The sequence below is a fragment of the Trichothermofontia sp. genome (genome assembly GCF_053493415.1).
Window position 1 is genome coordinate 23,792 of record NZ_JBRCAD010000117.1, and the last position, 23,196, is coordinate 46,987.

The window sequence follows — 23,196 nt, forward strand, 5'->3', positions numbered from 1 at the left end:
CCGGTTTAGGGAGGATAGGGAATCATGTCAGACTCACTGTTTGCCGATGCCAGCCAACGTTTTGCCCAAGCCCTCAAATACGTTCAGATTTCCGAAGATGCGATCGAGCACCTCAAGTATCCAAAGGCCAGTTTGCAAGTTTCGATCCCAGTGCGTATGGACGATGGCTCCCTACGGGTTTTCCAGGGCTATCGAGTCCGCTACGACGACACGCGGGGACCGGGTAAGGGGGGCGTGCGCTTCCACCCCAGTGTCTCAATGGACGAGGTGCAATCCCTGGCTTTTTGGATGACCTTCAAGTGCGCGGCGCTGAATTTGCCCTTTGGCGGTGCGAAGGGGGGGGTAGCCCTCAATCCCAAGGAACTCTCTAAGTTTGAGTTGGAACGCCTGAGTCGCGGTTATATCGAAGAAATCGCTGACTTTATTGGCCCCGATGTCGATATTCTGGCCCCCGATGTCTACACCAACCAGATGATCATGGGCTGGATGATGGATCAGTACAGCGTGATCAAGCGCAAAATTTCCCCGGCGGTGGTCACTGGCAAACCGTTGACAATGGGGGGCAGTTTGGGCCGGGATACGGCCACGGCTACGGGTGCTTTCTTTGTGATTGAAGCCATGATGCCGAAATTTGGGCGGCGGCCCCAGGAAACCACCGTGGCGATTCAGGGGTTTGGCAATGCCGGAGCCGAATTGGCCCAACTCCTCTGGCAGGCGGGCTATCGGGTCGTGGCAGTGAGTGACTCCCAGGGGGGGATTTATGCCGCGCAGGGTCTAGATATCCCCAGTGTGCGCCATTTTAAGGACACAACGCGATCGGTGAAGGCAGTCTACTGCGAAGGCACGGTCTGTAATATCGTCGAGCACGAAGTGATTACCAACCAAGATTTGCTGGCTCTTGATGTGGATATTCTGGTACCAGCGGCGCTGGAAAACCAAATTACGGCTGACAATGCGGCTAATTGTCGGGCTAAGTTTATTTTTGAGGTTGCCAATGGCCCGGTCTCAGCGGCAGCCGACCCAGTCCTGAACCAAAAAGACTGCTATGTCTTCCCCGATATTTTGGTTAATGCAGGGGGGGTGACGGTGAGCTACTTTGAGTGGGTACAAAACCGCAGTGGGCTGTACTGGTCGCTGGGTGAGATTAACCAACGCCTACGGCAGCGCATGGTCGAGGAAGCCGAGCATATTTGGGCGATCGCGCAGGACTTGGCTGTCCCCATGCGGACTGCGGCCTATATCCATGCGATCAATCGGCTAGCGGAAGCCCTATCCGCCAAGGGAACGCGCGACTACTACGTGAATGGGCATCACTGATGTGAATGGGCATCACGGATCGGCCTCCTGTTTGGGCGGCTTGCTTCGCGATCGCCGGTACCCGCGATCGACCGCTGGATCTACAACATCCGTCGGAGGCGGCGTAGCCGATTGGAATAGCTCCGCATCACCTCTAGGGCAAATTCTGGGGTTTCCTGGACTGCGAAAAGGAAGTGGAACTTATTCATCACGGCTAGCTTACAGTCCGTTTTGGCAATGGTCGTGGAACCACGCGTACCCGCAGCATGGATCAGCGCCCCTTCGCCGAACACATCCCCAACGCCGATCGTTTCCACCACCTTCCCATCGACCAAAAAGTCAACCTCTCCCTCCAGAATGCCGTACATTTCTGTCCCAAGCTCGCCTTCTGAAAAAATGATGTCGCCAGCAGAAACGTGCTTGAAGTCAGACTGCTTCTGAAAAATGCTAACGGTGATTGCAGGGTCCATCATTATTCTGCCGACTAGGGTTGATTAGTGTGGCGCTTAGAGTATACGGGTAAAGAGGGATCAGCAGCAATCCCAGACTCATCAGTGGATCACAAATTTTTGGTAGGATAGCCGTCTTGGTTGTCTCAGGGGCAGGCAGGATGCCTACCCCACAACTGTTTTTCACTCGCGTCGCATCTCCACAGGAGACTGGACTGAGGCGATGGTTGAGGCTCGTTGATGCCCCCTGTCTCAGGTGATCGCTGTCTGCAAGCCGATACCAAGGCTGCTAGCAGGGCAGGGCATCAGCGATCAAGCGCCGCCTGCACTTGGGGCCAGAGGTTCTCCAGGGTTGTCGTATTATCCAAAACCACATCAGCCTGTTTGACTTTCACGGCTAAATCCCACTGGCTTTGTATGCGGGCTAGGGCTTGCTCTAGGCTAAGCTGATTGCGATCCATCAGACGGACTGTTTGCTGAGTGGGGGTACAGGTAACGACCCAAATTTCAGTGACTAAATCTGTCATCTTGGCCTCAAACAGGAGCGGAATGGCAAGAGCCAGCGTTGGGGTGGTCAGATGGGTGGTGGTTAGGGCAGTCAGAAAGCGATCGCGCACATAGGGGTGGATTTGCTGCTCTAACCACTGACGTTCCCGGGCATCTTGAAAAACCACGTCGCCTAAGCGCTGGCGATCGAGGGTGCCATCCGCTTGCAGTATCGTCGCGCCGTAGCGATCGCGAATCCGGGCCAAAACCTCAGTGCCCGGTTGCACCGCCTCACGGGCATAGACATCTGCATCCAAGACAGGGATGTGGGCAGCAGCTAGGAAATCGGCCACCGTCGTCTTCCCAGTTGCGATGCCCCCCGTTAAGCCAATCCGCCGCTGTTGGGGGTTGAGAGCGGACAGCCCTTCTCCCATTAGGTGGGGGGATTTTCCTCATGTTCCACGACAAACACGTTGGAGTAGAGGTTCGCAATCACCTGCTTGCCCTGCTGGGTTAAGGACAGGTAGTTCAAGCCATCCTTCACGTAGGGATAGACCCCTTTCCAGTAGAACTGGGGATAGTTACGTCGCAAATCTCCCGGATTCTTGTACCCCAGAGCCTTATTGACACCAGTTTCCTCAAATTCATAGAACAGGGCGCAGATCTTGCGGAGATAGCGCGGATCACTGAGTTGGCCAATCAAGTCTGCTGCCCGCACCAAGCCAGGATAGTTGGCAGTTTCCTGGTGATCTTCGGCCTTCGGCACCGGGAAACGGGTTAGTTCAATGTTGCGCTTGATGACCTCAGCATCGATCAGCTTGTGGCCGCCAAACCGCTCATCGACAAATAACTTGGCGCGATCGACATGGTAGGGAGTCAAGCTCGCATCCGAGGCCCCCGGTGTTAAGGACACCATCGTGTCGCCCTGGCCAGTCGAATAAAAACCATTTTTATCCTGGCGGCAAACCCCCTTGACATAGCCAATATCATGGCAAACCAGGGAGATAATATAGTGCAACCAATCCTCACAGGAAACCCCGCCCTCGCGGATATGCTTCCCCCGTAGGATTTCTTGACCAACCAGCGTCACCAGAATCGTATGCTCAACGTTGTGGTACAGGGCATCACTGTTGGCGATATTTTCCAGTGCCATTGAGCCAGCCCAGGCGATAATGTCTTCGTAGTCAGGCTTCCAGCCACCATAGGTGCGGTGGTATCCAGCCCTAAGCTTGCCCACAAAGTTATCAATGAGGAGTTCGGTAGAGTTAAACAGCATACTCGTATCTACAGTTGACTGAGTGCGTTTGCCAGAAGCCTAACCAAGTGTGTCCCTTCCTCTTCAACTATATACATTGCCTTGTCAAGGCCCCTTGATTCATATCACAAGTTACTGATATTTACCAAGGGTATTCCCACCACGCCAATTGCCCCATCGATGTGACGGCGATCGCAGCCAAACCCGGCAACGATCGGGTACAAAGGCATCAGGTGCCGCACGTCAGCTAGGCTCAGTAGATCACAAGGTTACAAGTTTAACGTGGGATAGCTGTCTCGGTTGTCTTTGGGGGAGGCAAAATACCTCTGGTTGGGGTAGATCTGCCGGGCAGCGAACTCGAATAGCCGTCTCGGCTGTCTCCGGGGCAGATAGGATGCCTACCCCACACTTGTTCTCGATCTAGCGAGGCTACAGGAAGAGGGTCTATTCATCCCTGGAACCGGGTACTCTCCCGCAGATACCGGATCGCGCGATCGCCCAAAAAAAATCCCCCAGGACTAGGGCTGGGAGATCCGGCTACGAGTGATACGAGTCTTGGTGTGTAAGGTTATTCGTAGTGTGACCGTTGGAGATGACAACCCCATGACAATGGTTTGACACTGGCATGACAAGTTCAGCCAAGCTGGGAACAATTGCCTACCCCGGCTTGTATTGCCCACCCTACTAAGAATTTATGGATCTCCTATGAATTATCAAGCCGCCTCCCGTTGGATTGTCCTGGCACTGGCTGGGGCAATCGGTTCGCTCCCACTGCTGTTACCGGCCCGCCCCGCAGTGGCTACTCCAACCTTCCAAATTGCCCAAGCGGAAGCCCAAGGGCTGGATCTGCAACAGCTTCGACAGAGTATTCAGCAAAATCCCCAGCTTCAACAACAAGCGATCCAGCTCCTTCAGCAAAACCCGGAACTGGTGATGCAGATGATGCAAACGCTCCTCACGAATTATCCTGGCTTGCTGGATCAGTTACAACAGAACCCGGAATTTGTGCAACAAGTCGCCCAACAGCATCCTTTACTGATTCAGATGTTGCAACAGAACCCGGCATTAGTGGAGCAAATGCGCCAACTGCTAGAGTAGGCTCCCCTAGTAAACCAGATATCCGTTCTGCAACGTTCGTAGTGACGACTTCAGTCGTAACGGGCCAGCGCCTTACACGACAAACCGTGCGGATTGACAGGTTGCTGTACTAGATCGCTGTCACGGTAATGGCCTGCCATTGGGCCGTTACGCAGTCGGCGTGTTCTAACAACACCGGGGGCGACCAGCCCCAAGTCACTCCAATACTGCCCGCCGCCCCCGCCGCCTGGGCCATCACCGCATCTACTTCAGCATCCCCAATCATCAGGGTGGCCGCAGGATCAACTCCCAAGCTATGGCAAACAGCTAGGAAGGGACTGGGATCGGGTTTAGCGGGGGGCTTGTCGGTCCCCTGGGCGATCGTGAACAGCGACTCTAGATGGTAGAACGCCATAAAGTCCTGCACGTTGGCCGGGGTATCGGACGATAGGAGGGCCAGTTTCAACCCACTGGCGGCGAGCGATCGCAGCCAGTCGGCAATACCAGGGAAGGGCGGCGTATGCTCTGCCTTACGGGGAAGGGATTGGTCCGCCTCCTGAAAGGCCGATCGCGCAATCTCTAGGGCGGCATACCAACTACGACCGGTTTCAGCCACATAAGCCGCCGCTGCAATTTCATTCTCATGGCGAGTCCCCACGGCCAGCAAACCCGCCGCATCCAGACGGGACCCATTGAGGCCAAAGGCCATGAGGAGGGGATCTTGTACCCCCGGAATTTGGGCATCGATCAAGCGCGATCGCCGATGTCCCAGTGTGCGGAGGAACTGGGCAACATCTGCGATCGTCCCATCCTTATCGAGGACGATCGCCTGAATATTCGCAAAAACAACCCCGTTACAGTGAACCGATGCCACAGGTTTAGCTAACCTTACGCCTCACTACCGGCGGCCACAACCTCCGGCTCAGCGGCTACAGGCACCTCAGCGTCGTCCGGCAGATCCCCAACCTCTGCGGCTGCGGGTGTTGCTTGGGTAGCACTCGCTGCCAAGCCTTCCTGCTTCGCCCGCATTTGTTCGCGGTAGCGCTCGGCCATTTCTTCCGCCTTTTCGTAAACCAGATCCGGATTCTTGACCATATCCCCCGGTTCCGGCTCCAATTGCTTGGTGGACAAGGAGATCCGACCCCGCTCTGCATCCAGGTCAATGATCATCACCTTGACTTCATCATTGACGTTAAAGACGCTGTGGGGCGTGTCGATGTGATCGTGGGAAATTTCCGAAATGTGCAGCAGACCGCTGACACCGCCGATATCGATGAACGCCCCGTAGGGTTTGATCCCGCGCACGGTACCAATCACCACTTCGCCCACTTCCAGGCGGTTCATCTTGCGTTCCACTAACGCCCGACGGTGGCTCAACACTAGGCGATTGCGTTCTTCATCCACTTCCAGGAACTTCAGGGGTAGCTCTTCACCCACCAGATCTTCCTTGGGTTTGCGGGTGCTGATGTGGGAACCGGGAATAAACCCGCGCAGCCCTTCGATCCGCACTAGGGCACCGCCCCGATTGGTGGCAAAAACGCCCGATCGCACGGTAGCATCTTCCTGCTGGAGTTGGCGTACCCGTTCCCAGGCCCGCATGTACTCGATCCGCCGAATCGATAGGGTGAGTTGACCATCCTCGTTTTCATCGCTCAGGATAAAAAACTCACGCGTCTCGTTCGACTGCAATACCTCATCCGGGCTATCCACTCGGTTAATCGACATTTCCTGGATGGGGATATAGGCCGCTGTCTTCGCACCAATGTCAATCAGTGCCCCCCGTGGCTCCAGGCTGAAAACCGTCCCTGCGACAATGTCGCCAGGACTAAAGTGGTAATCATACTTGTCCAGTAGGGCGGCAAAATCTTCGTGGGTAAACCCAATGTCTACACTATCTAATTTTTCTAACTGCTGATTGACCATGCTGCGGTTTCCTGACTTGGTGTCTCCATGTATATTGGCAGAAGTTGAAACAACGCCTGCGGCGTCTGAGCGGACTCCCACTCCCAGTCTGTTCCCCTGTTCTCCCCGACATGTCCATGCTCAAGGAGTCCGATGGGCATAGATTATCTATCATAACCTAATCTGCGATCGTTGATCGGTCGGAGGTAATCAGGTAATAAGGTAATCGAACCGATCGGGGCAATTCGGAGCAATCGCCTACTGCTACCCACCAGGCACATGACCTGCAGCGACTGTTAATCGGCGATTGTTAATCGGCGATCGTGGGCAAGCCCCTGACTGTGGCTGTTCTCTAGCAGTCAGCCTTGGGTTTGAACCCCCCTTGGGGTGGGTACCGTCCCCAGCTTTCCCTGTGGCTCAAGCTCTGTGAGTAGCGCTATAACTTGACCAAATTTATCCTAACGGAGCCATTTTCAAGGATGAATAGTACTCACTGGTCGCTGATCACGCTGTCCCTGGGCAGTGGCTTGGCGACGATCGTTCCCATATTGCTTACGGTAATTGTCAATGTTCTATTCACGATTGGCATCGCACAGGACGTAGATCGGGTGTGGCGTCGCGGACAAGATACTGTTCTGGTTTGTCCGGCAGCATGGGTAGCAGCTACCCTGTTGGGGGGGATCTATGTCGCGGGTCTTTATTGGTTGATCCACCACTCCATGCTGAGTCCCTATAACGCCTGGGAACGGCCCAGTGATCCTAGCCCGCCGCAACGGGAGAGGGGACAATCGCTTGACTAACTGCTGGGGGTGGAGACTAAAGGATTACTGGGCAGGTCAGAATTCCGCGCCTCCGAAGAGGCCAGCGTTGGGGTTGGCAACAGTGAACAATGGGATTGTGCTTCCGAGGGGTAGGGAATAACCTCACTGGCAGCCGCGATCATGCCGCCTTCCCCATCTGAGGCTTCCCCGTTCGTCGCAGCCCGCTCCTGGCGGAGGCGATCGAGGGTATCAACAAAGTCACGAATCCCTCGAAATTGACGATAAACCGAGGCAAAGCGAATATAGGCTACTTCACTTAAGGGCTGGAGTCGTGCCAACACTAACTCACCAATTTCTGCACTGCTCACTTCTCGCACGGCCCGTTGTTGCAGATCCGCCTCGATCTCATCAACCAGGGTTTCCTGTTGCTCTAGGCTCACCCCGGTTTTTTCGCAGGCACGGATAACCCCACGTAATAATTTAGAGCGATCGAAGGACTCGCGCAGTCCATCCCGCTTAATCACGGTGATCTGAATAAATTCAATCCGTTCATAGGTGGTAAACCGTCGCCGACAGGACAAACACTCGCGTCGCCGCCGCACGCTCTGGCCGGCTTCTGCCGATCGCGATTCCAGAACCCGGCTATCGGTGTGCTGACAGAACGGACATTGCATAGGTCATGCCCCTAACAATAGCGGTGAATGCCGTCGGGATGAATTCAATTCAGGCGGAACCAGCGAAAACCGATTCAGAAAATGATCAAACTGCCCAAGTTATGCCGCAATCGTCATTGCCTGGGCAGTCGTGATCTCAACCATAGCCACAACCACAATTAGGAAGATTGGGTTACTTCCCAATCCGGGGGGGTTCCCGGAATGCGATCGCGAAAAAGAGAACCGCGATGGCTCCCGTTAAGACGAGGATATAAATCACACTCTCCATAGGAAATCGGGATAATTATTGAGGATTGATTACATCGCTTCCATTCTATCAGGATGGGGAAAGTAAAACCGCAGTCTTTTAGGAATGAAAAACAAAACAGGAGAGCCAGACTTGACTCTCCTAGAACCGTTAACCAGACAATCTGATTAAGTATTTATACGTTAACGGGTCAGCACCCTTGGTTAAGTCCCTTGACCCTAACCCATTAACACAAGCGCGGGCGAATTACGCCTGCCGGGTGGTCTTGTCACCCACCTTGGCGTAGAAGCCCCACTCCACTTGTTCTTCTTCCAGATCGGGGTCAATCCCAGCAAACACATCGCGGTACAGAGTCCGCGCCCCGTGCCAGATATGACCAAAGAAGAACAATAGGGCAAAGACCGCATGGCCAAAGGTAAACCAACCCCGGGGGCTGGTGCGGAATACCCCGTCAGAGTCTAGGGTTTCCGTGTCAAACACGAAGGGTTCCCCTAGCTGGGCTTGACGGGCATAGCGCTTGACCACTGCCGGATCTTTGAAGGTTTGGCCATCTAGCTCACCGCCATAGAAGGCCACCGTCACGCCCGTTTGCTCAAAGCTATACTTGGACTCCGCCCGCCGGAAGGGGATATCGGCCCGCACGATGCCATCCTTATCGGTCAGGATCACCGGGAAGTTCTCGAAGAAGTTGGGTAGGCGGCGAACCGTCAGTTCCCGACCCGCACCATCGGTGAAGACCGGGTGACCTAGCCAGCGTTGGGCAATCCCATCCCCAGAGTTCATCGGGCCAGCCCGGAAGAGACCACCCTTAGCGGGGCTGTTGCCCACATAGTCGTAGAAGGCGAGTTTTTCCGGAATCGCAGACCAGGCTTCGCTCAAGCTTTTCCCTTCTGCCACAGCGGCATCAACCCGACGTTCAATTTCTTGACGGAAGTAACCCTGATCCCATTGATAGCGGGTAGGGCCAAACAGTTCGATCGGGGTAGCAGCACTGCCATACCACATGGTCCCCGCCACGACAAAGGCAGCAAAGAAGACGGCGGCAATACTACTGGACAGGACGGTTTCAATATTCCCCATCCGCAGGGCGCGATACAGCCGTTCGGGCGGACGCACACTCAGATGGAAGAGACCCGCGATAATACCGACGATCCCAGCCGCAATATGGTGGGCCACAATCCCGCCTGGATTATAGGGGTTAAACCCAGCCGGTCCCCATTCCGGTGCAACGGCTTGTACACTCCCCGTCAAACCGTAGGGGTCAGAAACCCACATCCCTGGGCCAAACAGACCCGACAGGTGGAAAGCGCCGAACCCAAAGCAGAGCAGGCCCGACAGGAACAAATGAATCCCAAACATTTTGGGCAAATCAAGGGCAGGTTCACCGGTGCGGGGATCGCGGAACAGTTCCAGATCCCAATACACCCAGTGCCAAACTGCGGCCAGGAACAAGAGACCCGACAGCACGATGTGGGCGGTTGCCACCCCTTCAAAGCTCCAGAAACCCGGGTCTACCCCCGTTTCTCCGGTAATGCTCCAGCCCCCCCAGGACCCGGTGACCCCTAAGCGTGCCATGAAGGGTAGGACAAACATCCCCTGACGCCACATCGGATTGAGTACAGGGTCGCTCGGATCAAAAATTGCTAGCTCATAGAGCGCCATTGAGCCAGCCCAGCCTGCCACCAATGCGGTATGCATTAGGTGAACAGCAATCAGCCGTCCTGGGTCATTCAGGACGACTGTGTGGACTCGATACCAGGGTAGTCCCATTGACTACGCTCCTCCTTCAAAAATCTCCGTTTCGTTAAAATCCTGCTTTCAGCATCCCACCTTGGTGCCCCAGTACGATCGCGGACTTGTCAGTCAAGTTGCGATCGGTCTGAAAGCTGGGGATTTTTAGCATTTTCTGAGGATAAAGTATAAAGAATTGTAACCAGCGTGAGGACGCTTGGCAAGCATCTTGAGGGTATTCTGAACCATTCTCAAATCCGGTGGGGATCACGGTTTGAGTTGGTAATTTTTATTTATAATTCTTTACAATTGCAACTAGAGACTGTGTTACTAAGGACACCATTACCAAGGGGCGTATGGCGGACATCACCTTTGTCAAGGAAAACAAGCTCGTCATTGCGGCGGATGGGGCCAATCTGCGGCTCCAGGCAGTGACCAACGGCGTGGATCTGTACACGCTGACGGGGAAGCTGATGAACTGTGGGGGCTATGGCCAGTGTGGCACCTGTATTGTCGAGGTGGTTGAGGGCATGGAAAATTTGTCGCCCCGCACGGAGGTGGAGGAACGCAAGCTGAAGCGGAAGCCGGCCTCCTACCGGCTGGCCTGTCAGACGATCGTCAATGGCCCCGTCTCCGTCAAAACTAAGCCCTGATGGGGCGATCGTGCGGGTTTCATCCGTTGGGCGATCCAATGGGGGGATCGGTTTGGGGGATCAGTTGGGCGATCGGTCATGTGTGATGGCGGTGATCTATTTTTGCGATCGCGCGATGATACGCTAGAAACTGTTGACGACTGAACACTTCATACGAGGTGGGGACGGATGGAAGTTAATAATCTCGGTTTTGTTGCGAGTCTTCTGTTTGTACTGGTTCCGGCAGTTTTCCTGTTGATCCTGTACATCCAAACGGCGAGCCGCGAAGGCAGCAAAAACTCCTAACGCGGTGATCAACGTATTCCTGATGCGCGATCGCGATCGCGCTGCCCCTCGCTGACTGGGCTGCCCTTGGGTAAGTCTGGTTGGCCGAGGGGTTTTTACTGGCAGGGTCTAAACGGGAAGAGGCCGTAGAAAATCTATCGCACCGGATTGAACCAAAGGGGCGTGACCAGCGTCTTAATTCTTAACAAGCAGCGTGGCAGAGGCATGATGTCAACATCCCAGTCAACATCCCAGTCAACATCCCAGTGTCTTAAACCTCAGCGAACTCAACGACAATCCCCCTGGCTGAGATCCCCCTGGCTGAGATCCCCTTGGCTGACGGGGGTGGCGATCGCCAGCTTACTCGTGTTGCCGACGACGGGGTGTGTCTGGCAGAGCCGAGGTCAGGCCGGTGCCCAGCAGGGACCCCCCAGGGGACAACGGGACAGTGGCCCGATCGTGGTGGAAACCGCCGTGGCAACAACCGGGGCGCTCGGAGAAGCCCTGATCTTTACCGGGACGACGGAACCGCGTCAGCAAGTGACCCTGAGATCGCAGGCAGATGGGCAATTACTCAATCTCAGGGTTGATGTGGGTGATCCCGTCCAGCAAGGGCAACGCTTGGGCCAGTTGGATGCGGTGTTGTTGGAAACCGCCGTCCGGGAGGAAGAGGCCGAACTGGCGGCTCGTCAGGTGGAAGTTTCTCAGGCGAAGACCCTGGTTGCTGATGCCCAAACCCAGGTAGAGCAGGCACGGGCAACCCTACAACAGGCCCAAGCCGATGCCGATCGCCTCCAGTCCCTTGCGGATCAGGGGGCGATTTCGCAACAGCAAGCCGAATTAGCCCAAACCAGCCGACGCACGGCGGAGCAAGCCCTCCGGTCTGCCCAAGAACAGGTGCGGACCCGGCAACAGGCGATCGCGGCAGTGGAACGGCGGGTGGCGGCCCAACAGGCGATCGTGCAGCAAGCAAAACAACGCCTCACCCATACCGTCCTGGTATCCCCCCTCACGGGCGTGGTCCTGCGTCGCTTTGTGGAAGCGGGGGATTTGATTCAGCCCGGTCAAGAGGTGCTGCAACTGGGGGATCTGCAAACCCTAAAGGTACGGGTGCAGGTGAGCGATCGTGACCTTAGCCAAGTCCAGACTGGACAAGCGGTCCAAGTCCAGTTTGATGCCCTACCGAACCAAACCTTTTCTGGTCAGGTAGCCCGTATTGCCCCCACGGCTGATCCCGCCGGTCGCCTGTTACCCGTGGAAATTAACCTGCCCAATCCCAACGGGAAGCTGGGCAGTGGGTTGTTGGCACGGGTACAGTTTACGAGCCTTGCCCCCACCCTCGTGGTGGTGCCGGAAGCCGCCTTAGCCGTCGGCGCTGATACCGAGAAACCGACCATCTTCGTCGTCCAGGAAACCGAGGCCCAACTGACGGTCCAGCCCCGTCCGGTACAAATCAGCCAACAGGTCGAGGGCCAAGTCGCCCTGACCACTGGCCTACAACCCGGTGAGCGCTTCGTGATCCGCAGCAATCGCCCCTTGCGACCAGGACAGCGTGTTGAAACCAGCTTGCTGTCAGAGTCCTAGGCAAAAGGCAAAAGGTAAAAGGCAAAAGGCAAAAGGCAAAAGGCAAAAGGCAAAAGGCAAAAGGTAAAAGGTAAAAGGTAAAAGGTAAAAGGTAAAAGGTAAAAGGCAGAACTCAAGTTTCCTGAGTGGTTGATGAAGGCTATAGCACGCCCCTAAGGTTGGGGCAGGCAGGATGCCTACTCCACAATGCTTCTGTCTTCTGTCTCCAATCTAAAATCCAAAATCTAAAATCTAAAATCCAAACTCTAAAATCCAAACTCTAAAATCCAAACTCTAAAATCCAAACTCCCCTCCCCCTATCCAATGAACGCTTATGACTTCCTTCCCTAGTCGTTCCGGTGTTAGCCTCAGTGGGCTGGCGATTCGACGGCATATTGGCACCCTGGTTTTGACGCTGGCGGTGATTGTGTTGGGGGTGTTTGTCGCCCTGCGGTTACCGGTTGATCTGTTGCCTTCGATTACCTATCCCCGGATTGGGTTGCGGATGGCGGCCCCAGGGATTGCTCCTGAGGTGGCGATCGATGAAATTACCCGGCCCCTGGAGGAGGCCCTATCGGCAACGGAGGGGGTGGTCCAGGTTTTCTCCCAGACGCGGGAGGGACAGGTGAGCCTGGATCTGTTTTTTGAACCGGGCGGTAACATTGACCAAGCCCTGAATGATGCGACGGCGGTGCTGAACCGTGCCCGCGATCGCTTGCCGGATACGGCGGAAACCCCCCGGTTATTTAAGTTCGACCCCTCGCAACTGCCTGTTTATGAAATGGCCCTGATGTCGCCTTCCCTGCGGGCGGTGGACCTGCGGGTGTTTGCGGATGAGGAGTTGGCGCGGGAGTTGGCGCGGGTGCCGGGGGTGGCGAGTGTCAATATTTCCGGCGGGGTGCGCGAAGAAGTGCAGGTTAACCTGGATCTACAACGGCTTCAGGCGGTCGGGTTGGGCCTCAATGATGTCTTGAGTGCGCTGCGGGAACGGAATTTGGATACGGCGGGGGGACGCATTCGCGGTGGGGAAACGGAACCCTTAACCCGTTTGGTCGGGCGCTTCCAGGATGCGGAGGCGATCCGCAATTTGCTGATCCCCGTCCCCAATACGTCACCACCCCAACAGGTTTACCTGCGGGATGTGGCCACGATTACTGACGGGACGGAAGAACAACGGATTTTTGTCATGCTCAATGGCGAGCCTGCGGTCAAGGTCAGTGTGCAAAAGCAGGCGGAGGCCAATACGGTCCAGGTTGTGGAAGGGGTCAAGACTCGACTAGAGCAACTTAAGCAATCGGGGGTTCTCCCGGCGGATCTGGTGCTGACTCCCACCCTGGATGAGTCCCGCTTTATTCGTAACTCGATCCGCAATGTCATCACTGCGGGGCTGTCTGGGGCGGGCTTGGCGGCGATCGCGGTGCTGCTATTCCTGGGGTCCTTGCGTCAAACGCTGATCATTGTGATTGCAATTCCCCTGGCAACCTTGACGGCCCTGCTGCTGATGGGCTTTTTCAACCTCTCGCTGAACGTCTTCAGTTTGGGGGGCTTGGCCCTAGGGGTGGGGATTGTGGTCGATAACGCGATCGTTATGCTGGAAAATCTGGCCACGGGGATGGAGGTGAGCCAACGGCGGGCGGGAGAGGCTCCCCTCTCGTCCCAACAGGCCTTGCTCCAGGCGGAGGTGAGCAGCCGCGAGTTGGAGTCGGCCCTGCTGGCCTCCACGACGACGAACCTGGTGGTGGTCCTGCCCTTCCTGCTGCTGGGGGGCTTTATTGCCCTCCTGTTTAATGAACTGGTTTTGACCATTAGCTTTGCCGTCGCGGCCTCGCTGGTGGTGGCCTTAACCGTCGTCCCCACGCTGGCCTCGCGGCTCTTGGCCCTGCCCGTGCGCAGTGGTTTGCAGCAATTCCTGTTGATTCGGGTTTTTCAGCGGCAATTGCAAGGATTAACCCGTCAGTATGCGAACTTCCTGGCCGAGGTCTTGCGCCATCGCCTGATCACGATCGCCCTTGCGGTGGTCATCTTGGGGGGTGGGAGTCTCTGGCTACTCGGTCAAGTGCCCCAGGAAATTTTGCCCCGAATTAATACGGGACAGGCTCGGATGTTTGTGCAATTCCCCCCTGGGACACCCTTGAGTGCCAACCGTAGGGTTATGCAAACCCTGGACGACCTGCTGCTGCAACAACCGGAAACGGACTATGTGTTCACGACGGCAGGCGGGGCACTGTTTGGGACCTCGACCAGTGAGAATGCGTTGCGGGGGTCCAGTACCATTACCCTCAAGCCGGGGACCAGTGTGTCGGCCTTTGTCGATCGCATGGATGGCATTTTCCAGGACCTGCCCCTGGTGGATACCACGATTCGGATGCAGCCGGAGTCGGTCCGGGGGTTAATTCTCAGCAATTCGCCAGTGCGGGCGGATCTGGATATTGGGTTACAAGGGGACGACCCGCAGGCGTTGGAGCAAGCGACTCGTCAAGTCCTGGCGGCCCTGCGGGAACAGGCAACCCTGGCCCGTTTCCGGCCCGATGCGGAGCAACGTCAGCCGGAGATTCAGATTCGACCGGATTGGAACCGGGCAGCGGATTTGGGGCTGTCTGCCCGAACGATGGGCGAAACGATTCAAACGGCCTTGAATGGGTCGGTGCCCACCCAACTCCAACGGCAAAACCGCCTGGTGGATATCAAGGTGCAAGTCGAGCCAGGCAGTGTGCAGCGTCCTGGTCAGTTACGTCAGATTCCCCTGTTTACCCCCGATCGCCAGCGGGTGCAGTTGGGGGATGTGGCCACGATCGCCGTGGGGACGGCTCCGGGTGAAATCCAGCGCATCAATCAACGTCAGGTTTCGCTCATTGCGGGGAGTTTGACCGATGGCGCTAGCCTCAGTAAAGCCCTCGCGGAAGTCGAAGCCATTCTGGCCCAGGTGGAACTGCCCCCCGGCGTATCGGTGCTGCCCAGTGCCAATGCGGCGACGAACCGGCAATTGCAATCCTCGCTGGTCCTGTTGGGGGGGCTGGCCGCGTTCATGGTGTTTGTGGTGATGGCCGTGCAGTACAACTCCCTGCTGGACCCGCTCGTGATTATGCTGACGGTGCCCCTAGCCTTAGCGGGGGGCATTCTGGGCCTCTATGTGACCCAAACGGCGATCGGGGCGACGGTCATTGTTGGGGTGGTGTTGCTCGTGGGGATTGTGGTGAACAACGCCATCATTATGGTGGAGTTGGCCAACCAGATCCGCGATCGCGAACAGGTTAGCCATACAGTGGCCATCCTCAAGGCCGCACCGCAACGCTTACGCCCGATCCTCATGACTACGATTACTACGGTGTTGGGTCTCTTCCCGCTGGCCCTGGGTTTAGGGGAGGGCGGCGAATTTCTGCAACCGTTGGGGATTGTGGTGTTCTCTGGCTTGTCCCTGGCGACAATGCTGACCTTGTTTATCATTCCTTGCTTCTATACACTGCTCCATGAACCGCGACGGCCCCGTGGTCAGACGCTTGTTTCTGTTGCAGAACCGACCCCGTCTAGTTACGACCTTGACCCGATGGGGCGTTTATGATGAACTGGCTTGCCCGTTAGTCTGGCAGGGTCAGCAATAGTAAAAATGCCCCCTACCCCTACCCAACTACTGCACTTGTTGATCAACATCGGGTTGGGGACCTATTGCGCAGCCACCCTAGGGGTAGAAGCAAGTGTCGCCGCTGCTCTGCACGACCAGTTTTGGGTTTATCAGCGGCATGGGGTGCAGGAGCAGATGGTTTGGTACACCTATAATCAAGCGATCGCTTAATTTTACTTAGATGAGGTGGGCGATCCAGCCCTCGCGCCCGGTGGGGCTGGGGTTTATCATAGGCAGCAATTTCCGGAGCTAGTCTTAGCCTGTGATCGTCTCCTGGCCGATGATCTTGCCGCAGTCCTCAGCATCCTCTAGCAGGGGATTAATACCCCTGAACATCAAGGATTTGTTGATCACTTACAGCGCTTACATGCCGAGTAAGGTACAGGGATCAACGCTGCTTGATCCCCCAACCTTGGTCATCTAAGGTCATCTAAGGGGCGATCGGGCTAGAAAATTAGACGACCAAGATTTAGTCAAATTGTCCGGACTCCTGCACCCAAACCGTTGAGTATTATAGAAACAGGCTGCGGGTTTCCGCATCGCACCAGTGGGAATTGCGACTAGGGGCAATGACTCAACTTGTCTAGCTCGCGATTCGGTAGGGTTGAACTTATGAGGATTTCCTATGAGTGAATCGACGACGGCCATAGCCTCATTCCGGGATCTGCCCGTCCCCTTAGAGCGGGATGTATTTTTACGCACCTTGATCCGCGAACTGGCGGGTACGCTCCAGGACGTAGTGGGTCTGGAAGAAGCCTCCGGATTTATTAGTGTGGTGGGGCAAGCGATGGGCCGCCAAATTGACCATGCCTATAAGGCAGCCCTACAGGTTTCGGATCTATCCCGCGAACAGGTGGCAGCGGTGCTGGTGGATCTGAAGGCCCGCATTCAAGGAGATTTTTACATTATTGAGGAAAGCGACGAAAAGATTGTTTTTGGGAATCGCGTCTGCCCCTTTGCCGAAAAGGTGATTGGTCGCCCGTCCATGTGCATGATGACCTCCAATGTATTTGGCTCGATCGCGGCGGATAACCTGGGTTATGCCAAAGTTGAGCTACAGGAAACGATCGCCGATGGGGCAAGTGGCTGCCGAGTTGTGGTCTACCTAAAACCCACGGAAGCAGCCGAAGAAGCGGAAGGTTGCGAATACTTCAAGTAATCTAGCCAACCCAGGAGATAGCAGATGCCAGGTGGAATAGCCGTCCCAGTATAGCGAGGACTTGGCTGTCCCCAGCGCGCCCAAGCGTTCCCATCACAGGCGGGCTACCTACCCACCCACGTTTTAGAGATTGGGGAACCCTCTTGTCTTGCGGGGATTTCCCTCCGCCCTAACACTCGGCGAAGGGCGATATGGGCGGTATCAGGGGGTAGGACCTAAACCGGTACTGCTGCGGTGCAACGATTTCGTTGGGAGAAGGGCGATCGCCTGCCGATTAGTTATGACCCCCGAACAATTTCTTCAGGTTGCCAAAGTTTTACCAGAAGCGATGCTGCTGGTGACCAGTGACGGTGAAATCTTAGCGAGTAATAAGCCAGCGGCTAACCTTCTGGGGCTTAAGCGCAAGGACCTAGTGGGCAAATGGCTCTGGGATTTACTGGTGGAACCGCCAGAGCCGGTGATTGCCTATTTGCAAGCCTGCGCCAAGAGTCGGCAATTGGTGCTGGGGAGCTTAACTTTAAGCAGTCCTTTAGAATCGGGCGAAGCAGCGATCTGTCGTGCGGAAGGGGCTGTGTTTCGTCCCTGGTCGCCAGAGGCCCCAGCGTTGGTCTTGTTAAGGCTGGAACTGCGATCGGCAGCCAATGCTGACTTTACCCTCCTCAATCAGAAAATTGAAGAACTCACCCAGGAAGTCCATCAACGCCAACAGGCCCAAGCTGAACTGGCCCGAAGCCATGCGGAGTTAACTGAACTGCTGGAAAAATTTCAACAAACCCAACTTCAGTTGGTGCAAACCGAGAAAATGTCAAGCCTGGGGCAATTGGTCGCTGGCATTGCCCATGAGATTAATAATCCCGTCAACTTTATTTATGGCAACCTGAACCATGCCCATCAGTATTTTAATGATTTACTAGGACTCTTAAACCTCTACCAGGAACATTATCCTGAGCCAGCGCAGGCCATTCAAGACGAGATTGACACGATCGATTTAGCCTTTCTACAACAGGATCTTGAGAATGTCATTCACTCAATGCAAACGGGAGCAAATCGTATTTGTGAGATTGTTAAATCGCTCCGGATGTTCTCACGTCTAGATGAGGCCGAAGTCAAGCAAGTCAATATTCATGAAGGGATTGATAGTACCCTAATTATCTTACAGAGTCGCCTCAAGGCAACCACTGAACGGCTCGCGATCGAGGTAATAAAAGAATATGGTAATGTCCCCCTTATTGATTGTTACGCGGGTCAGTTGAATCAGGTTTTTATGAACCTTTTGGGGAATGCGATCGATGCTTTGGAGGAAAGCCAGCAGCAGCGACGATCTGGCTTTATCCGTATTGAGCCTGGACAGATCCGGATTCGGACTGAAGTTTGCCGCGCTGGTTGGGTCGCGATCAGCATTAGCGATAACGGACCAGGCATCCCAGAAGCAGTTGTCCAACGCATCTTCGACCCCTTTTTCACGACCAAGCCTGTGGGTCAGGGAACAGGTCTGGGCCTGTCCATTAGCTACCAGATTGTGACAGAGAAGCACGGCGGGAAATTATCCTGCACTTCTGCACTCGGTAAAGGCACCACATTCACGATCGAAATCCCTGTCCACCGGTTAGTGCCCTAAGGAATAACCAGGTGTCTAGTCGAAAGCCAGCCACTCCTGCTAAGTACCGCGCCCATTGGAATCGCATCCTAACCCTGGGCAACTGCATTGGGTAACTGGCGTGATACCCATCTCGCAAACTTTTAGACAAACATCACTTAGCATGGCCGTCCTGGGAATTGTCTTAATAAAAAGTTAGAGAATGATCTGAATTTGGCTGAATTTTGTTGAATAGATTAAGGTCGATTGCAGGTTAATGGCACTTGCTTGCAACTTTGTGGGCCTTGCGCCATTCTGGATAGACTCTGAAGCCCTCACATCATAAGGAGACATGGTATGGCCAGGAAGAGCCGCAGCACGAGTTCCTCATCGTCTAGCACCCCCACCAGGAGTAAGCCGAAAGCGAGTCAATCGTCCTCGACGGCCACGAGTTCCTCGCCCTCAGCACCAACGGAAGCTGCCCCCGCAGCGAGCGGGTCGATCGCACCTGCAACAGTAACACCCGAAACTGCGGTGCCGGCGGCGGCTGAGGTCACCCGTCCAGCCAAGACAGCCACGGCGGCTCCGTCGCCTGTGGCCCAGCCGGTCACCCCCAGCAAGGTGTCCCCGGAGGGTCCGTTATCGGCCCAACTGGAGCGTCAGATGGCTGAACAGGCTGCTTTACAGGCTCGCTGCGAAGCACTGCAACAGACCCAACAGGACCAAGCCACCACGATCGCCCAATTGCAGCAACAGCTTGCGGAGCAGGCCCAAGTACGCCAACAGCAAGAACAAACGATCGCGGCACTCCAACAGGCCGAGGCTTCTCTCCAACAACAGCTAGCCCAGCGATCGGATGAGGTCACCACCTTGCAAGCCGCCCTGCACGATCGGGAGCAACACCTACAGACCACCCTGGCTGCCCAACAGGCTGCCCAACAGGTTTGCCAGAATTTGCAGCAGCAAGTGGCTGACTTACAGCAACAGTTAGCCGCAACCACCGCCGCCAGCACGGCCCAAAGCCAGAACGACCAAGCCCAACTCACGGCCCAGGCCCAAATAATCGCCGACCTGCAAGCGCAAGTTATAGCCCTGCAAACGCAACTGGAGGCAGAGTCTACCCAGGAGGCATCTACCCAAGCGGCACTACAGAGCCAGGTGGACACCCAAGCCCAAACGATCGCCGAACTCAATCAACGTCTCCGGGAGCTGCACAGTGTTGCCGCGATCGGGGAATTCCAGCTACGGAAATGGCAACGCTAAGGGACTCCCTTGGCATCAGGAGCAATTGGGATCAGGGGTAACCCCAAGGGGTAGGATAGGAATCGGGTTAAGACTGCTGTCAACGATCGCCCTGCCCCTGGATGGTTTGACTTAGGACGGGGAGTGTTTAAGGCAGCGCTCATCGTCTTCAAAAAGGGGGTTGGCGTGGAAAAAGCAATTCGTGGTCTGAGAAACTTTAAGGCTGGGTATTTCTGTAGTCATCAAGATCTGTTTGAGCAACTAGCCGAGGGACAAAAACCCAGGATTCTCTTCATTGCCTGTTCTGACTCGCGGGTTGATCCCAATCTCATTACCCAATCGGAGTTGGGTGAATTATTTGTTCTCCGGAATGCCGGCAATATTGTGCCTCCCTATGGGGCTGCCAACGGGGGAGAAGGAGCCGCGATCGAGTATGCCATCCACGCCTTGGGCATTGAACAAATTATCGTGTGTGGCCATACGCACTGCGGGGCAATGAAGGGCCTGCTCAAACTCCATGCGATCGAAGAATTCATGCCCCTGGTCCACGAGTGGCTCAGACATACCGAAGCCACCCGTCGCTTGTTACTCGAAAACTACAGCCAGCGCGACCACGAAGAACTGATCGAATTGGCCGTGGCGGAGAATGTCCTAACCCAACTGGAAAACCTACGCACCTATCCGGTTGTGCGCTCGAAACTCCACCAGGGCAAGCTGAAGCTCTATGGCTGGATTTACCAAATCGAAAAGGGTGAAGTGTTGTCCTACGATCCCAATCAGCAGGCATTTGTCCCCCTCCATACGGAGATTCCCGCCTGCGATCTGCCCCAAGTGCCCTCAGCAGCGACCAACAGCCACACGGCCTATGGTACAAACTGGTTGCCGCCGGAGCAGGCCGATCGTATCTATCGGGGGTCAGCTTCGGTGCGTGAATCGGTGCGTGAATCGGTGCGCCCATGAGACGCGCTCAACATCCCAGGGGGCCTTAACAGACGACGGCAGCCGGGACGGGAGCCGCGATCGGCTGCAAACTGTAGCCCACAACGGGCACCCCTCGGCAAAAGAAACCCTGGCGTGGCCGTAGCTCAAACGCCGCTGATCGCCCCTGTTGCCATTCCGCTTCCGTTAGCACCTGCATCCCGTGGGCGGTGGGGATAAGCTGGACGGGGGTTTGCCGCGATCGGGTGATTAAAAGATGAGTTGGCTGAAACATTTCGTTAATGCTCCTGGTCAATAGGCCGTTAAATCTTAGAGTCACGGCCCGCTATCTGCCCATAGCGTAACAAAAATATTAAGTTGTGTAATATTCTCTCATCAAGTTAATGGGTGGGGATTGCCGCGATCGCGGGTACGGGTTTCCCGATACTTGCATTACCCATCGGCCAAGGGTTATCCATCTAGCACCACCATCCCCAGGGCAGGCGCTATACACTGGGAGTTCAGATACCCTCGCAACCTTGCGCCTATGCCTCAGTTATCTCCTGCCTCTTCCCAACCCATGTCGCTACCCCCAGCACTGCCCGATACCGTTACGGCCCTCAGAATTGCACCGGCCCAAGTCATACGCGGTCGGGGGGTTCTGGCGGCCATGACGGCCACGATCGCCCGTTTAGGCCAGCGGCCCTTGGTGATTGGCGGGGCACAGACTTTAGCACTACTCATGGCCCAGTGGCAACCCGATCTGGACAAGCATTCCCTCGCGATCGCCCAGGCAGAGTACACCCCCGACTGTAGTGAAGCTAGCCTCCAGCGATTGCGCGATCGGGCCGCCGCCCACCAGGCGGATGTGGTGATTGGGGTGGGGGGCGGTAAAGCCCTCGATACGGCCAAATTGCTGGCAGCGCAATGCCAGGTGCCGATCGTTACCATCCCCACCGCTGCCGCCACCTGTGCCGCCTGGACCGCCCTCTCAAATGTCTATTCTGACCAGGGGGCTTTTCTTTACGATGTGGGGCTGAGTCGCTGCCCGGATTTGCTCATCCTCGACTACGACCTAATCGCGACGGCCCCCCAACGCACACTGGTGGCCGGGATTGGGGATGCCTTGGCCAAATGGTACGAAGCCTCGGTTAGTAGCGGCCATGCTTCGGACACCCTGATCATCGCCGCTGTGCAGCAGGCGCGGGTGCTGCGCGATATCCTCTTGCAAAAATCCCTAGCGGCTCTCCAGACCCCCGGTAGCGAAGTCTGGCAGGAGGTGGTTGATGCGACGGTATTAATGGCGGGGGTGATTGGTGGCCTTGGGGGTGCCCAATGTCGCACGGTGGCTGCCCATGCGGTCCACAACGGCCTCACCCACCTGACGGCAACGAAGCGCTTCCCCACCCTACATGGCGAGAAGGTGGCCTATGGCATCCTGGTGCAACTGCGGCTAGAGGAAATGCTCCAGGGTAGCCAACTGGCGATCGCGGCCCGTCACCAATTACTAAGCTTCTATCAAACCATTGGGTTACCGACCTCTTTGCATGACTTGGGCCTAGCCGAGGTCACCCTGGCGGAACTGGAGCAAGCAGCGGCGATCGCCTGTGCCCCGACCTCAGATTTGCACCACCTGCCCTTCCCCGTCGTCCCGACCCAACTCGTGGCAGCGATGGTTTCCACCACTGCCCCCAGCGAGATCAGCGGCAGCTGTTATGCCATCAGCAACCCCCAGGGGCAGCATACGCCCCCCGCTAGCGCCCCAGCGAACCCCCCAGCTTCCCAGGAATTGGCCCCCTGAGGCTTACCATGCTTAAGTAGGGCACAGGTTGCGATCGGGGAGGTTGCGCATGGATATCGGCATTCCTAAGGAAACGAAGGATCAGGAGTTTCGGGTAGGCTTGAGTCCGAGTAGCGTGCGGGTGTTAACGGAACGGGGACACCACGTTTGGATCGAAACAGGGGCTGGGTTGGGCGCAGGCTTCACGGATGCGGACTATCAGCAGGCCGGGGGACACATTGTCCATACCGCTGCCCAGGCGTGGAATCAACCCCTAGTGGTTAAGGTGAAGGAACCCCTGGCCAGTGAATATGAATGTCTGCAAACGGGCCAGGTGCTTTTCACCTACCTGCATCTCGCCGCCGATCGCACCCTCACGGAAAGACTGATCGCCAGTGGCACCACCGCAATCGCCTACGAAACGGTCGAATTACCCGATCAGCGCTTGCCCTTGTTAACCCCGATGAGCATTATTGCCGGACGCCTATCGGTACAATTTGGGGCACGGTTTTTAGAACGACAGCAGGGGGGGCGGGGGGTGCTC

23 protein-coding genes are annotated in these 23,196 nt (G+C 56.0%); 14 read left to right on the top strand and 9 right to left on the bottom strand.

Annotated elements, in window-relative coordinates; all coding sequences use genetic code 11:
* Positions 1-24: 24 nt before the first annotated feature.
* Positions 25-1,317, top strand: a complete 1,293-nt coding sequence (locus tag ACWIUF_RS10290; RefSeq protein WP_448572273.1) for a Glu/Leu/Phe/Val family dehydrogenase — start codon at positions 25-27, stop codon at positions 1,315-1,317.
* An 80-nt stretch (positions 1,318-1,397) separates the two neighbouring features.
* On the opposite strand, the gene ACWIUF_RS10295 is transcribed toward ACWIUF_RS10290, so the two are convergent.
* From ACWIUF_RS10295 to ACWIUF_RS10305, 3 genes are all read right to left on the bottom strand, one after another.
* Positions 1,398-1,769: a cyclic nucleotide-binding domain-containing protein gene (locus ACWIUF_RS10295; RefSeq protein ID WP_448572274.1), complete on the bottom strand. Its 372-nt coding sequence runs from the start codon at positions 1,767-1,769 to the stop codon at positions 1,398-1,400.
* A 281-nt stretch (positions 1,770-2,050) separates the two neighbouring features.
* Entirely contained in the window at positions 2,051-2,665 is a 615-nt protein-coding gene (gene coaE / locus ACWIUF_RS10300; RefSeq protein ID WP_448572275.1) for a dephospho-CoA kinase, read from the bottom strand.
* On the bottom strand, positions 2,665-3,507 hold the full coding sequence (locus ACWIUF_RS10305) for an Npun_R2479 family HD domain-containing metalloprotein (protein ID WP_448572276.1): 843 nt from the start codon (positions 3,505-3,507) through the stop codon (positions 2,665-2,667). Before ACWIUF_RS10305 ends, coaE begins: the two co-directional genes overlap by 1 nt.
* Before the next feature lie 684 nt (positions 3,508-4,191).
* On the opposite strand from ACWIUF_RS10305, the gene ACWIUF_RS10310 reads away from it, so the two are divergent.
* Positions 4,192-4,584 carry a hypothetical protein gene (locus ACWIUF_RS10310; RefSeq protein WP_448572277.1) on the top strand — a complete coding sequence of 131 codons (393 nt, stop codon included), beginning with the start codon at positions 4,192-4,194 and terminating at the stop codon, positions 4,582-4,584.
* A gap of 109 nt (positions 4,585-4,693) precedes the next feature.
* On the opposite strand, the gene ACWIUF_RS10315 is transcribed toward ACWIUF_RS10310, so the two are convergent.
* Both ACWIUF_RS10315 and ACWIUF_RS10320 read right to left on the bottom strand, forming a co-directional pair.
* Positions 4,694-5,437, bottom strand: a complete 744-nt coding sequence (locus ACWIUF_RS10315) for an HAD family hydrolase (protein WP_448572278.1) — start codon at positions 5,435-5,437, stop codon at positions 4,694-4,696.
* A 14-nt stretch (positions 5,438-5,451) separates the two neighbouring features.
* A complete protein-coding gene (locus ACWIUF_RS10320; protein ID WP_448572279.1) occupies positions 5,452-6,486 on the bottom strand; it encodes a 30S ribosomal protein S1 in 1,035 nt (344 codons plus the stop codon).
* A gap of 458 nt (positions 6,487-6,944) precedes the next feature.
* Between ACWIUF_RS10320 and ACWIUF_RS10325 the strand changes: the two genes are divergently transcribed.
* Positions 6,945-7,265 (top strand): hypothetical protein, encoded by a 321-nt coding sequence (locus tag ACWIUF_RS10325; protein WP_448572280.1) that lies wholly within the window; start codon positions 6,945-6,947, stop codon positions 7,263-7,265.
* Here the strand turns inward: ACWIUF_RS10325 and nrdR are convergent.
* From nrdR to psbB, 3 genes are all read right to left on the bottom strand, one after another.
* Complete coding sequence (gene nrdR / locus ACWIUF_RS10330) at positions 7,262-7,900, bottom strand: transcriptional regulator NrdR (RefSeq protein ID WP_448572281.1); 639 nt, start codon at positions 7,898-7,900, stop codon at positions 7,262-7,264. The two genes, ACWIUF_RS10325 and nrdR, sit on opposite strands and share 4 nt — an antisense overlap.
* 172 nt (positions 7,901-8,072) lie before the next feature.
* Positions 8,073-8,168: a photosystem II reaction center protein T gene (locus ACWIUF_RS10335; protein ID WP_448572282.1), complete on the bottom strand. Its 96-nt coding sequence runs from the start codon at positions 8,166-8,168 to the stop codon at positions 8,073-8,075.
* 225 nt (positions 8,169-8,393) lie between these two features.
* Positions 8,394-9,917: a photosystem II chlorophyll-binding protein CP47 gene (gene psbB, locus ACWIUF_RS10340; protein WP_448572283.1), complete on the bottom strand. Its 1,524-nt coding sequence runs from the start codon at positions 9,915-9,917 to the stop codon at positions 8,394-8,396.
* A 317-nt stretch (positions 9,918-10,234) separates the two neighbouring features.
* Here psbB and ACWIUF_RS10345 point away from each other — a divergent pair, with 317 nt between their 5' ends.
* The 9 genes from ACWIUF_RS10345 to ACWIUF_RS10385 all read left to right on the top strand — a co-directional run bounded on the left by ACWIUF_RS10345 (position 10,235) and on the right by ACWIUF_RS10385 (position 20,914).
* On the top strand, positions 10,235-10,531 hold the full coding sequence (locus ACWIUF_RS10345) for a 2Fe-2S iron-sulfur cluster-binding protein (RefSeq protein ID WP_448572284.1): 297 nt from the start codon (positions 10,235-10,237) through the stop codon (positions 10,529-10,531).
* Between the two features lie 168 nt (positions 10,532-10,699).
* Positions 10,700-10,816 (top strand): photosystem II reaction center protein PsbM, encoded by a 117-nt coding sequence (gene psbM, locus ACWIUF_RS10350; protein WP_265900949.1) that lies wholly within the window; start codon positions 10,700-10,702, stop codon positions 10,814-10,816.
* Positions 10,817-11,140: 324 nt separating this feature from the next.
* Positions 11,141-12,379, top strand: a complete 1,239-nt coding sequence (locus ACWIUF_RS10355) for an efflux RND transporter periplasmic adaptor subunit (RefSeq protein WP_448572285.1) — start codon at positions 11,141-11,143, stop codon at positions 12,377-12,379.
* Positions 12,380-12,692: 313 nt separating this feature from the next.
* Positions 12,693-15,917 (top strand): efflux RND transporter permease subunit, encoded by a 3,225-nt coding sequence (locus ACWIUF_RS10360; RefSeq protein ID WP_448572286.1) that lies wholly within the window; start codon positions 12,693-12,695, stop codon positions 15,915-15,917.
* 45 nt (positions 15,918-15,962) lie between these two features.
* Positions 15,963-16,148: a hypothetical protein gene (locus ACWIUF_RS10365; protein WP_448572287.1), complete on the top strand. Its 186-nt coding sequence runs from the start codon at positions 15,963-15,965 to the stop codon at positions 16,146-16,148.
* A 454-nt stretch (positions 16,149-16,602) separates the two neighbouring features.
* Positions 16,603-17,136: a methanogen output domain 1-containing protein gene (locus ACWIUF_RS10370; protein ID WP_448572288.1), complete on the top strand. Its 534-nt coding sequence runs from the start codon at positions 16,603-16,605 to the stop codon at positions 17,134-17,136.
* A gap of 280 nt (positions 17,137-17,416) precedes the next feature.
* Positions 17,417-18,754 (top strand): PAS domain-containing sensor histidine kinase, encoded by a 1,338-nt coding sequence (locus ACWIUF_RS10375; protein WP_448572289.1) that lies wholly within the window; start codon positions 17,417-17,419, stop codon positions 18,752-18,754.
* Positions 18,755-19,246: 492 nt separating this feature from the next.
* The gene (locus ACWIUF_RS10380; protein ID WP_448572290.1) at positions 19,247-19,975 is read left to right on the top strand and encodes a hypothetical protein; all 729 of its coding nucleotides are present in this window, start codon (positions 19,247-19,249) and stop codon (positions 19,973-19,975) included.
* Between the two features lie 165 nt (positions 19,976-20,140).
* On the top strand, positions 20,141-20,914 hold the full coding sequence (locus tag ACWIUF_RS10385; RefSeq protein WP_448572291.1) for a carbonic anhydrase: 774 nt from the start codon (positions 20,141-20,143) through the stop codon (positions 20,912-20,914).
* A gap of 25 nt (positions 20,915-20,939) precedes the next feature.
* On the opposite strand, the gene ACWIUF_RS10390 is transcribed toward ACWIUF_RS10385, so the two are convergent.
* Positions 20,940-21,167 (bottom strand): hypothetical protein, encoded by a 228-nt coding sequence (locus ACWIUF_RS10390; RefSeq protein ID WP_448572292.1) that lies wholly within the window; start codon positions 21,165-21,167, stop codon positions 20,940-20,942.
* Positions 21,168-21,419: 252 nt separating this feature from the next.
* Here ACWIUF_RS10390 and ACWIUF_RS10395 point away from each other — a divergent pair, with 252 nt between their 5' ends.
* Together ACWIUF_RS10395 and ACWIUF_RS10400 are read left to right on the top strand one after the other, a co-directional pair.
* Positions 21,420-22,673, top strand: coding sequence for an iron-containing alcohol dehydrogenase (locus ACWIUF_RS10395; protein WP_448572293.1), 1,254 nt, complete (start codon positions 21,420-21,422; stop codon positions 22,671-22,673).
* A gap of 49 nt (positions 22,674-22,722) precedes the next feature.
* The coding region (locus ACWIUF_RS10400) for an alanine dehydrogenase (RefSeq protein WP_448572294.1) at positions 22,723-23,196 on the top strand (474 nt) is incomplete at its 3' end.

Bases quoted from the DNA above. Each gene is read 5' to 3' on its own strand.
- psbB (WP_448572283.1), bottom strand. From the start codon at position 9,917: ATGGGACTACCCTGGTATCGAGTCCACACAGTCGTCCTGAATGACCCA.
- psbM (WP_265900949.1), top strand. From the start codon at position 10,700: ATGGAAGTTAATAATCTCGGTTTTGTTGCGAGTCTTCTGTTTGTACTG.
- ACWIUF_RS10290 (WP_448572273.1), top strand. From the start codon at position 25: ATGTCAGACTCACTGTTTGCCGATGCCAGCCAACGTTTTGCCCAAGCC.
- ACWIUF_RS10345 (WP_448572284.1), top strand. From the start codon at position 10,235: ATGGCGGACATCACCTTTGTCAAGGAAAACAAGCTCGTCATTGCGGCG.
- ACWIUF_RS10335 (WP_448572282.1), bottom strand. From the start codon at position 8,168: ATGGAGAGTGTGATTTATATCCTCGTCTTAACGGGAGCCATCGCGGTT.
- ACWIUF_RS10310 (WP_448572277.1), top strand. From the start codon at position 4,192: ATGAATTATCAAGCCGCCTCCCGTTGGATTGTCCTGGCACTGGCTGGG.
- ACWIUF_RS10295 (WP_448572274.1), bottom strand. From the start codon at position 1,769: ATGATGGACCCTGCAATCACCGTTAGCATTTTTCAGAAGCAGTCTGAC.
- ACWIUF_RS10395 (WP_448572293.1), top strand. From the start codon at position 21,420: ATGCCTCAGTTATCTCCTGCCTCTTCCCAACCCATGTCGCTACCCCCA.
- ACWIUF_RS10390 (WP_448572292.1), bottom strand. From the start codon at position 21,167: ATGTTTCAGCCAACTCATCTTTTAATCACCCGATCGCGGCAAACCCCC.
- ACWIUF_RS10370 (WP_448572288.1), top strand. From the start codon at position 16,603: ATGAGTGAATCGACGACGGCCATAGCCTCATTCCGGGATCTGCCCGTC.
- ACWIUF_RS10375 (WP_448572289.1), top strand. From the start codon at position 17,417: ATGACCCCCGAACAATTTCTTCAGGTTGCCAAAGTTTTACCAGAAGCG.
- ACWIUF_RS10320 (WP_448572279.1), bottom strand. From the start codon at position 6,486: ATGGTCAATCAGCAGTTAGAAAAATTAGATAGTGTAGACATTGGGTTT.
- coaE (WP_448572275.1), bottom strand. From the start codon at position 2,665: ATGGGAGAAGGGCTGTCCGCTCTCAACCCCCAACAGCGGCGGATTGGC.
- nrdR (WP_448572281.1), bottom strand. From the start codon at position 7,900: ATGCAATGTCCGTTCTGTCAGCACACCGATAGCCGGGTTCTGGAATCG.
- ACWIUF_RS10360 (WP_448572286.1), top strand. From the start codon at position 12,693: ATGACTTCCTTCCCTAGTCGTTCCGGTGTTAGCCTCAGTGGGCTGGCG.
- ACWIUF_RS10325 (WP_448572280.1), top strand. From the start codon at position 6,945: ATGAATAGTACTCACTGGTCGCTGATCACGCTGTCCCTGGGCAGTGGC.
- ACWIUF_RS10305 (WP_448572276.1), bottom strand. From the start codon at position 3,507: ATGCTGTTTAACTCTACCGAACTCCTCATTGATAACTTTGTGGGCAAG.
- ACWIUF_RS10365 (WP_448572287.1), top strand. From the start codon at position 15,963: ATGCCCCCTACCCCTACCCAACTACTGCACTTGTTGATCAACATCGGG.